The sequence below is a fragment of the Ruminococcus sp. genome, assembly GCF_045129435.1.
Taxonomy (GTDB): Bacteria; Bacillota; Clostridia; order Oscillospirales; family Acutalibacteraceae; genus Ruminococcoides.
In genome coordinates this window covers 1-8401 of sequence record NZ_JBGVJL010000157.1, presented here as the reverse complement: position 1 = coordinate 8401, position 8401 = coordinate 1, and the positions used below count along the sequence as shown (strand labels likewise).

Annotated in this window: 12 protein-coding genes; 3 read left to right on the top strand and 9 right to left on the bottom strand. The window is 38.6% G+C overall.

Translation table 11 applies throughout. The features are described from left to right. Positions 1-202: 202 nt before the first annotated feature. Positions 203-403 carry a hypothetical protein gene (locus ACJMMI_RS07540; RefSeq protein ID WP_405354662.1) on the top strand — a complete coding sequence of 67 codons (201 nt, stop codon included), beginning with the start codon at positions 203-205 and terminating at the stop codon, positions 401-403. A 42-nt stretch (positions 404-445) separates the two neighbouring features. Here ACJMMI_RS07540 and ACJMMI_RS07535 read toward each other — a convergent pair whose 3' ends face one another. Together ACJMMI_RS07535 and ACJMMI_RS07530 are read right to left on the bottom strand one after the other, a co-directional pair. After that, on the bottom strand, positions 446-1345 hold the full coding sequence (locus ACJMMI_RS07535; protein WP_405354660.1) for an RluA family pseudouridine synthase: 900 nt from the start codon (positions 1343-1345) through the stop codon (positions 446-448). After that, on the bottom strand, positions 1338-1622 hold the full coding sequence (locus tag ACJMMI_RS07530; protein WP_405354658.1) for a DUF1294 domain-containing protein: 285 nt from the start codon (positions 1620-1622) through the stop codon (positions 1338-1340). The genes ACJMMI_RS07535 and ACJMMI_RS07530 overlap by 8 nt, the downstream gene beginning before the upstream one ends. A 26-nt stretch (positions 1623-1648) precedes the next feature. Between ACJMMI_RS07530 and ACJMMI_RS07525 the strand changes: the two genes are divergently transcribed. Continuing rightward, a complete protein-coding gene (locus tag ACJMMI_RS07525; protein ID WP_405354657.1) occupies positions 1649-2899 on the top strand; it encodes a glycoside hydrolase family 10 protein in 1251 nt (416 codons plus the stop codon). Here the strand turns inward: ACJMMI_RS07525 and mtaB are convergent. After that, entirely contained in the window at positions 2896-4188 is a 1293-nt protein-coding gene (mtaB, locus tag ACJMMI_RS07520) for a tRNA (N(6)-L-threonylcarbamoyladenosine(37)-C(2))-methylthiotransferase MtaB (RefSeq protein ID WP_405354656.1), read from the bottom strand. The two genes, ACJMMI_RS07525 and mtaB, sit on opposite strands and share 4 nt — an antisense overlap. A 120-nt stretch (positions 4189-4308) precedes the next feature. Here mtaB and ACJMMI_RS07515 point away from each other — a divergent pair, with 120 nt between their 5' ends. Beyond that, complete coding sequence (locus ACJMMI_RS07515) at positions 4309-4545, top strand: hypothetical protein (protein ID WP_405354655.1); 237 nt, start codon at positions 4309-4311, stop codon at positions 4543-4545. Positions 4546-4599: 54 nt separating this feature from the next. On the opposite strand, the gene hisE is transcribed toward ACJMMI_RS07515, so the two are convergent. The 6 genes from hisE to hisG all read right to left on the bottom strand — a co-directional run. Then, on the bottom strand, positions 4600-4932 hold the full coding sequence (gene hisE / locus ACJMMI_RS07510; RefSeq protein ID WP_405354654.1) for a phosphoribosyl-ATP diphosphatase: 333 nt from the start codon (positions 4930-4932) through the stop codon (positions 4600-4602). Between the two features lie 20 nt (positions 4933-4952). Then, entirely contained in the window at positions 4953-5267 is a 315-nt protein-coding gene (gene hisI / locus ACJMMI_RS07505; protein WP_405354652.1) for a phosphoribosyl-AMP cyclohydrolase, read from the bottom strand. 10 nt (positions 5268-5277) lie between these two features. Further along, entirely contained in the window at positions 5278-5997 is a 720-nt protein-coding gene (gene hisA / locus ACJMMI_RS07500; RefSeq protein WP_405354651.1) for a 1-(5-phosphoribosyl)-5-[(5-phosphoribosylamino)methylideneamino]imidazole-4-carboxamide isomerase, read from the bottom strand. After that, positions 5998-6576, bottom strand: a complete 579-nt coding sequence (gene hisB, locus ACJMMI_RS07495; RefSeq protein WP_405354650.1) for an imidazoleglycerol-phosphate dehydratase HisB — start codon at positions 6574-6576, stop codon at positions 5998-6000. 110 nt (positions 6577-6686) lie between these two features. After that, complete coding sequence (gene hisD / locus ACJMMI_RS07490; RefSeq protein WP_405354649.1) at positions 6687-7988, bottom strand: histidinol dehydrogenase; 1302 nt, start codon at positions 7986-7988, stop codon at positions 6687-6689. Beyond that, positions 7985-8401: ATP phosphoribosyltransferase (hisG, locus tag ACJMMI_RS07485; RefSeq protein ID WP_405354647.1), on the bottom strand; the 417-nt coding region annotated here is incomplete at its 5' end. The genes hisD and hisG, both read right to left, overlap by 4 nt.

The following is an 8401-nucleotide window of genomic DNA, read 5'->3' as shown; positions in this document are numbered from 1 at the left end:
CAATAAATTTTTGAATTTTTAGACTTAAATTTATACACTACATTTTTGTTTATTATGACATACTAATGTGAATGTTGCTTAAAAAGTATGATTTAAAATTGTACAATTATACTATTAGTTTATTCTTTTTTTGACTTTATTTTTGAATTATCTTTGGATATAATTCTGCGTAATGAAACAAAATAAAATTGGAGGTGATTTTTTGAGTAAAGACAAAGATAATAAAAAACAAAAGGAATATACTATTGCCAGCAAAAATCTTGAACGCTGTCTTGACAATATGACAAATGCTTATTCCACCTATGACTGCACAGGACTAATACCGAGTGAACCGGTAAATGATGCTGAGCGTGAGTCATATAACGAGGTTTATAATTATTTGCCTCCGGATTCAAAGGCATAAAAAACAGGCAGGAAAGTTTTAAGCTTTTCTGCCTGTGCCAATCTATAAAATTTTTGAAGATGTAATATAGTTTTTAATTTCCTCGGAAATATTTTCCATATCTTCGGGAATTGGTGCGACAACGCATATAGATTTTTTGGTGATAGGATGAATAAATTCAAGCTTTCCGCAATGCAGAGCCTGTCTTTGAATTTTTTCAAGACTACCGCCGTATAAATCATCTCCCTCGAGAGGATGTCCTAAATATGCCATATGGCAACGAATCTGGTGTGTTCGACCTGTTTCAAGCACAAGACTAACAAGCGTGTCGCTGTCAGTTGCTTTTAATACTTTATAATGAGTAACTGCAGGTGAGCCATCAGCAGTGACCTCACGCACCATTTTTGAGTCTTTTTTGAGTGCAATAGGTTGGTCAACTGTGCCGTCTTGCGTAATTTTTCCTGTACAAACAGCAATATAAGTTTTATTAAGAGCAAATTTTACAGCATTTGCAGTGTATCTGTCTTTTGCTACGAAAACAATGCCGGAAGTATCTTTATCAAGTCTGTTTATGGCACGAAATGTAAATTCTTTACCGCTTTTCTGAGAATGATAAGCCACGAGATTTGCGAGTGTGTCACTTTGATGTTGCTTTACAGGATGAACAGGCATTGAATGCGGTTTATTTAAAATTAGAATATAATCGTCCTCAAAGAGAATATCAAGGTTTCCTTTTACAGGTTCAATGCCAATTTTTTCATCAGGCAGACTGATTATGACATTTTTTCCTGCTGTTACGGTATCAATGGTACGCAAAATTTTTTCACCCATCAAAATACCGTCTTTTTCACGCTTTAATCGTGTTATCATTCTTGAAGACAGTCCACAATATGAACGAAGAAAATTCTGTGCGTTCACGCCGTCATATTCTTTTGGTACAGTAAAAATCAGCTTTTCAGGCATAAATATATCTCCAAATAAGAAATGCTAAAATACATTGCAAAACAAAAATAACAGGAATACCAACCATAAATTTCGGATGTTTGGTTTTGTGGCGGATTATAAGCATTGTTATGTACATTGACACGCTGCCGCCTAAGGCAGAAAGCAAGAGTAATGTGCTTTCCGGTACTCGCCACTTTCTTTTTATTGCTTTTATTTTATCGGATATTGTTACAATTATTGATATAAGATTTATCAGGATAAGGTAAATCAAAAGTAATTGTGAATATATTTCCATATTTCACCTCAAAAGGAAGGATTTTAATGTCTGTAAAAAAACTTGCACCTGCCATATTGTCTGTAGCCTTGCTTGTGTCTGCACTTGCTGCGAGAGCCTATACAGGAAATCAAACGGAAAAGCCTGTATCGACGGCAACTGTTGATACAGCTACTTTTGACAATGCCGTAGATACCCGAACCGAAGAATCGCAAAAAGTTATGCGTGGAGTGTGGGTATCGTACATAGAACTTGATATGCAGAATGAAGCGGATAAAAGCGAACATTCATTCAGAAATAAGTTTGAAAACATTGCACAAACCTGCAAAAATGCCGGTTTTAACACGCTTATTGTGCAGGTGCGACCGTTTTGTGACGCTTTATATGAATCAGCCTATTTCCCCTATTCGCATATTTTAAGCGGCGAACAGGGAGTTTCTCCCGGATATGATGCATTAAAGGTGATGTGCGATGTCTGTCAAGAATTGGAGCTTGACATTCACGCATGGGTGAATCCTTACAGAATCAGCACCGACAGCACACCACAGATACTAAGCGACAGCAATCCGTATATGCAAAATTATGATATTGGTGAAGAAACCGAGAAAGGGATTTTTCTGAATCCGGCAAGCAAGGAAGCGAGAAAGCTGATTATTGACGGGGTACTTGAAATAGTCAATAATTACGATGTTGACGGAATTCAGTTTGACGATTACTTCTACCCGACACAAGATGATGATTTTGACTCAGAGGAATATGCTGAGTATGTTGAAACGGTCGGTACAATGAATTCAATGTCGGTTGACAACTGGCGGCTTGCAAATGTGAATACGCTGATTTGTGATACTTATAGAGCAATACACAAGGCATCAGATAATGTTGAATTTGGCATATCTCCGCAAGGAAATATTGACAACAACGCACAGATTTACGCTGATGTAAAGACCTGGTGCATATGCAAGGGCTTTGTAGATTACATTTGTCCGCAGCTTTATTACAGCCTTGATAATCCTGCTCTTACATTTGAAAATTCACTTGACAGCTGGAGTAGCCTTGATATAAACAAGAAAGTAAAATTATATGTCGGTCTTGCCGGTTACAAGGCAAATACTGACGCTGATGAAGGCACTTGGCTTAACAGCAACAGTATTCTTTCTGAAGAATACAAAATTTCAATGCAAAACGAAAAAGTAAGCGGAATTATGCTTTATTCGTATTCGGCACTTAAAGATGAGAATGCAAGCGTTGAAATAGAAAATCTTACAAAGGCAATGAAATTTTCTGATACCGAAAATTAAACTATTGTACCTGTACAGAAATCATCATCGGATGATGTGATTTCTACATTTACAATCTGACCGCAGAGATTTTCTTTATCTGAAATAATGTGAACAGGTGTGTAATTCTTTGTGTAGCCCTCAAGGTAGCCATGGCGAAGTCGTTCAATGAGAACGGACTCAATTTTGCCGACCTGAGTCTGTAAAAATTCTGCCCTTGATTTTGCAACCAATTCGCCCATTTCCTTTGCACGCTGTTCTTTGATGTTCGGGGCAATCTGGTTAGGTGCTTTGTCAGCAACAGTTCCCTTTCTTCTTGAATAAGGGAATACATGTACCTTTGCAAAGCCGATTTCCTTAACAAAATCCATAGAAGCATTGAAGTCTTCCTCAGTTTCTCCTGCAAAACCAACCATTACATCTGTTGTTATGGTTGAATTGTCAAAAGTTTTTCTGATATTAGATACAATCTTGCTATACTCTGCTGTGTCGTAATGTCTGTTCATTGCTTTTAATGTGTTGTCACAGCCGCTCTGAAGAGAAAGGTGAAACTGTGGGCAGAATTTTGGCTGAGCGGCAAGTCTTTTAATCATTGGCTCGTCCATCTGTTCCGGCTCAACAGAGCCAAGTCTTACTCGCTCTATTCCCTCCTGTGCACAAACACATTCTACCGCATCGGCAAGATTAAGACCTTCATCCTGACCATAGGCAGAAAGATTTATACCAACGAGCACAACCTCTTTGTAACCGTTGTTGGCAATTCTCTCAACTTCTTCTCTTAATGCATCAAGGCTTTTTGAACGGACTCTGCCTCTTGCAAAAGGAATGATGCAATATGAGCAGAAACGATTACAGCCGTCCTCAATCTTTATAAAGGCTCTGGTATGCTCGCCAAGTGAAGATATAGATAAATCCTCAAATTCTTCGTGCTTTACAGGGTGAGGAGTAATGAAAACATTCTTCATATGGTTTTCAATATATTCACAAATTGCAGGAACAAGCTCGGCTCTTTTTGCGTTGCCAAGTACAATGTCGCAGTTTTCAAAGTTTTCCTGCTTATCAGGAAAAGCCTGTGGCATACAGCCTGTGAGGACAATGATTCCGTCAGGATTTTCTCTGCGGATTTTATTTATAAGCTTTCGGTTTTTGGCGTCACTTACAGAGGTTACAGTACAACTGTTTATAACTGTAATGTCTGCCGGAGAATTAGGCTCGGCAAGTTCAAAGCCGTTTTTAAGCAAATCCTCTCGCATAGCCTGTGATTCATATTGATTTACCTTACAACCGAGGGTAATTATATTAAAATTCATACTCATTTTCCTTTTTTTAGTGTAATTTGTGGATTTTAAAATATTGCTTATTTTATTATTGAATGATTGATTAAAAAATGGTATTATAGTGTTGTTATTATTTTAACGAGGAGATATAAGATGTTTAGTATTCCGATTACAATTACAAGCAGAGCAGAAATTATGGATGTATTTGAAATTTTTACTAAGTTTCCCCACGAAACAATTATGATTAAAAACGGCGATGTCGCCATTGATGGACACTCAATTATGGGATTTTTCTCGTTGGATATTAACAAACCGGTCGAGCTTATCCTTAATTCAGAGCCTACCGAAAGCTTTACAAATGCACTTTCAAAGTATATGGTTGCCGCTTAAATATATTTATACATTTTTAAACCCTATGACATTTGCCATAGGGTTTTTGTTTTATCAAGAATTTTTATCAACAGTATGGAACTGCTTTAAGTTGCCGGTCTTTTCACTACGCTTGTCAAGCTCTGCAAGTACATCCTCAAGAGGAATGTTCTGCTGAACCATCATAACAGTAAGATGATAGATGAGATCTGCGATTTCGTAAACAGTTTCGCTGTTATCTCCATTTTTAGCGGCAATAATTGTTTCGCTGCACTCCTCACCTACTTTTTTAAGAATTTTGTCAATTCCTTTGTCGAGCAGATAGCAGGTATATGAACCTTCCTTTGGATTATCTCGTCTGTTTACAACTGTCTGATAAAGTGCTGAAAGAATTTCTTTCTCGTTCACTTGAATTCACCCTTTTATTATTATTTTAATTTTGTATAAAAACAGGAATGGTTGCCTGTGTGGCAGGCTGCACCTGTTTGCTCAACTGTAATAAGCAGAGTATCGTCATCGCAGTCACCGAAAACTTCAATTACCTTTTGAAGATGACCAGAAGTAGCACCCTTGTTCCAAAGTTCCTGGCGGCTTCTTGACCAGAACCATGTGTAGCCGGTTTCAAAGGTCTTTTTCATACTCTCTTTATTCATATAGGCAAGCATAAGTACTTCGCCTGTAGATTTTTCCTGAATAATAGCAGGAATCAAATCTGATTTAACAAAAAATTTATCAAAATCCATGGTACTTTCCTTAAATCTTACTTGTAATTTCAATGGCCTGTTTTAAGTCGAGGTTGCCTGTGTAAATAGCCTTACCGCAGATTGCACCATACACATCAAGCTCTGAAAGGTTGATAATATCTTTAAGCACAGATACACCACCGCTTGCCACAACTTTGCAGGATACTTCGTGAACAAGGTCATCAAGCTGCTTTAAATTAGGACCGGCAAGTGTGCCGTCCTGATCAATATCTGTAAATACAATCTGAGAAACGCCGATGTCTTCCATACGCTTTGCAAGCTCTATGTAGTTGATTTCTGACTCATCAATCCAACCCTCGGCACAAACCATACCGTTTTTAGCGTCAATGCCGACTACGATTTTATCGCCGAAAGCCTTTACCGCTTCAATAACAAAGTTAGGATTTTTAACAGCGGCTGAGCCTAAAATTACCTTATCAAGACCATTGTTAAGGTAACGCTCAATAGCACCCATATCACGAATACCGCCGCCTACCTCAACTTTAAGTCCGCTCTGCTTAGCAACATCTATAATTAAATCTGCATTTGCAAGTGTAGCATCTTTAGCACCGTCAAGGTCAACCATATGCATATACTGTGCACCGGCTGCTTTGAAAAGTTCTGCTGCCTTGTATGGTGTGTCGCATACCTTTTCAACTGTTGCGTAGTCACCCTTAAAAAGCCTTACGCAGTTACCGTCTTTAATATCTATTGCAGGTAAAATAATCATTTATAAAACTCCTTTGGTGGAAAGTGGCTTATTTGAGGAATTTTCTTTTACAGCAAGTCTGAGTGCATGTGCAACAGCTTTGTAGATGGCCTCAGTAATATGGTGAGAATTATCACCATACATAGACTTGATATGCAGAGTAATACCTGCATTGTAAGCCAAGGCTCTCATAAACTCAACTGTCATTGCACAGTTATACTGACCGCACATTTCCTGTGGGAATTCTGCATCAAACACAAGAAACGGTCTGCCGCTTATATCAACAGAAGCAAAAGTGAGTGCTTCGTCCATTGGCACATAAAAGCTGCCAAAACGGTCGATTGAAGATTTATCCTGTAAAATCTGAGAAAATGCCTTGCCGAGGACTATACCCGTATCCTCAACTGTATGATGCTCGTCAACATACAAATCACCCTTGACTTTAAGCTCAAGTCCAAAACCTGCGTGTGTAGCAAAGGAATTGAGCATATGGTCAAAAAATCCAATGCCTGTATCAATAGAAATATTACCGCCCTCAAGGCAAAGTGAAAGCTTAATATCAGTTTCCTTTGTTTTACGGCTGATTTCTGTCTGACGCATTTTCTCACCTCAAATAAGTAGTCGGATTAAGTTTTAAAACTCAATCTATATGATTATATCCCTTTTAAAGACGATTTACAATAAATATTACAAAATTTTAATAAATTCCATTATTCAAAATCAATATCGTCAAATCTGACTTTGATTGAATTTGCATGAGCGGTAAGCCCCTCTGTATCTGCAAATCTTACTACATCCTGAGCATCATTTCTGAGTGCTTCCTCTGTGTAGCAGATAAAGCTTGACTTCTTTACAAAGCTGTCAACTGAAAGCGGTGAGAAAAATCTTGCTGTACCGCTTGTAGGAAGAACATGGTTAGGGCCTGCAAAGTAGTCGCCGAGCGGCTCAGGTGAGTAGTTGCCGAGGAATACTGAGCCTGCGTTGTCAAGCTTGCCCACATATTCCATTGGGTTTTCACAGCAAACCTCAAGGTGCTCAGGAGCAAGCTCATTTGCAAAAAGAACAGCCTGCTTCATATCACTGCATACAATAATAGCACCAAAATTGTCGAGTGAAGAATTGATGATTTCATTTCTCGAAAGTGTCTGAACCTGTCTTTCAAGCTCTTTTACTGTCTTATCTGCAAGCTCTTCGCAATCTGTAAGAAGAATTGCAGAAGCAAGCTTGTCATGCTCTGCCTGACTCATAAGGTCAGCGGCGAGGAATTTTGGATTAGCTGATTTGTCAGCAATAATAAGAATCTCACTTGGGCCTGCAATCATATCAATGTCAACAGTGCCGTATAAAAGCTTTTTAGCAGTAGCAACAAAGATGTTGCCCGGACCAACGATTTTGTCAACCTTTGGTACGCTTTCTGTGCCGTATGCCATAGCTGCAACAGCCTGAGCACCGCCCATAAGGAAAATTCTGTCAACTCCGGCAAGCTTTGCGGCAGCAAGAATATTTGGGTTTGGTTTGCCGTTTTTCATTGGAGGTGTGCACATTACGATTTCCTCAACACCTGCAATTTTAGCAGGAATTGCATTCATAAGTACAGATGACGGATAAGCAGCTGTACCGCCGGGCACATAAATACCTACACGCTTTAAGCCTCTGATACGTTGTCCCATAATAACGCCGTTTTTCTTTGTTGTAAGCCAGCTCTGCTGAACCTGACGCTTATGGAAGTCCTCAATATTTTTAGCGGCTTTTCTTACTGTTTCAATATATTTAGGGTCGCACTCGGCAATAATAGCATCTATTTCATCAGCAGAAATTTCAGCCTTTTCCGGTGCTTTACCGTCAAACTTAACCGTGTAATCATACACAGCTTTATCGCCGTTTGTCTTAACATTTTCAATTATTTCAGATACAATCGGAATAACATTTTTGTCCGAGTTCTGAGCTCTGCTTTTGAGAAGCTCAATAAAATCGTATTCCTTTTTTCCGTCAGCAATTACAGTAGTAATCATTTTGTTACAGCCTCCAGTTTCTTTTGAAGCTCCTCAATTTCTGCCTTACGCAGCTTGAGGCTTGCAGTATTTGCAATAAGTCTTGCAGAAATCTCTGTTACCCACTCAATAACCTCAAGTCCGTTTGCTTTAAGTGTTGAACCTGTTTCTACAATATCAACTATTCCGTCAGAAAGTCCGACAAGCGGAGCAAGCTCTACTGAGCCCTCAATCTTAATAATTCTGACATCCATATTTTTATCATCAAAAAATGCTCTTGTTACATTTGGATATTTTGTCGCAATGGTTTTTGTGTTGTATCCGCTGTAAAAGTCATAGCCTTTTTTAGTAGCAAGGGCAAATCTGCATTTGCCAAAGCCTAAGTCGAGCAGCTCATAAAAAGAGTTGCCGTTTTCAAGAATGGTATCCTTGCC

What these genes read in the sequence shown, in the direction of transcription:
- ACJMMI_RS07535 (WP_405354660.1), bottom strand. Translation starts at nt 1,345, where the DNA reads ATGCCTGAAAAGCTGATTTTTACTGTACCAAAAGAATATGACGGCGTG.
- ACJMMI_RS07530 (WP_405354658.1), bottom strand. Translation starts at nt 1,622, where the DNA reads ATGGAAATATATTCACAATTACTTTTGATTTACCTTATCCTGATAAAT.
- ACJMMI_RS07525 (WP_405354657.1), top strand. Translation starts at nt 1,649, where the DNA reads ATGTCTGTAAAAAAACTTGCACCTGCCATATTGTCTGTAGCCTTGCTT.
- mtaB (WP_405354656.1), bottom strand. Translation starts at nt 4,188, where the DNA reads ATGAATTTTAATATAATTACCCTCGGTTGTAAGGTAAATCAATATGAA.
- ACJMMI_RS07515 (WP_405354655.1), top strand. Translation starts at nt 4,309, where the DNA reads ATGTTTAGTATTCCGATTACAATTACAAGCAGAGCAGAAATTATGGAT.
- hisI (WP_405354652.1), bottom strand. Translation starts at nt 5,267, where the DNA reads ATGGATTTTGATAAATTTTTTGTTAAATCAGATTTGATTCCTGCTATT.
- hisA (WP_405354651.1), bottom strand. Translation starts at nt 5,997, where the DNA reads ATGATTATTTTACCTGCAATAGATATTAAAGACGGTAACTGCGTAAGG.
- hisB (WP_405354650.1), bottom strand. Translation starts at nt 6,576, where the DNA reads ATGCGTCAGACAGAAATCAGCCGTAAAACAAAGGAAACTGATATTAAG.
- hisD (WP_405354649.1), bottom strand. Translation starts at nt 7,988, where the DNA reads ATGATTACTACTGTAATTGCTGACGGAAAAAAGGAATACGATTTTATT.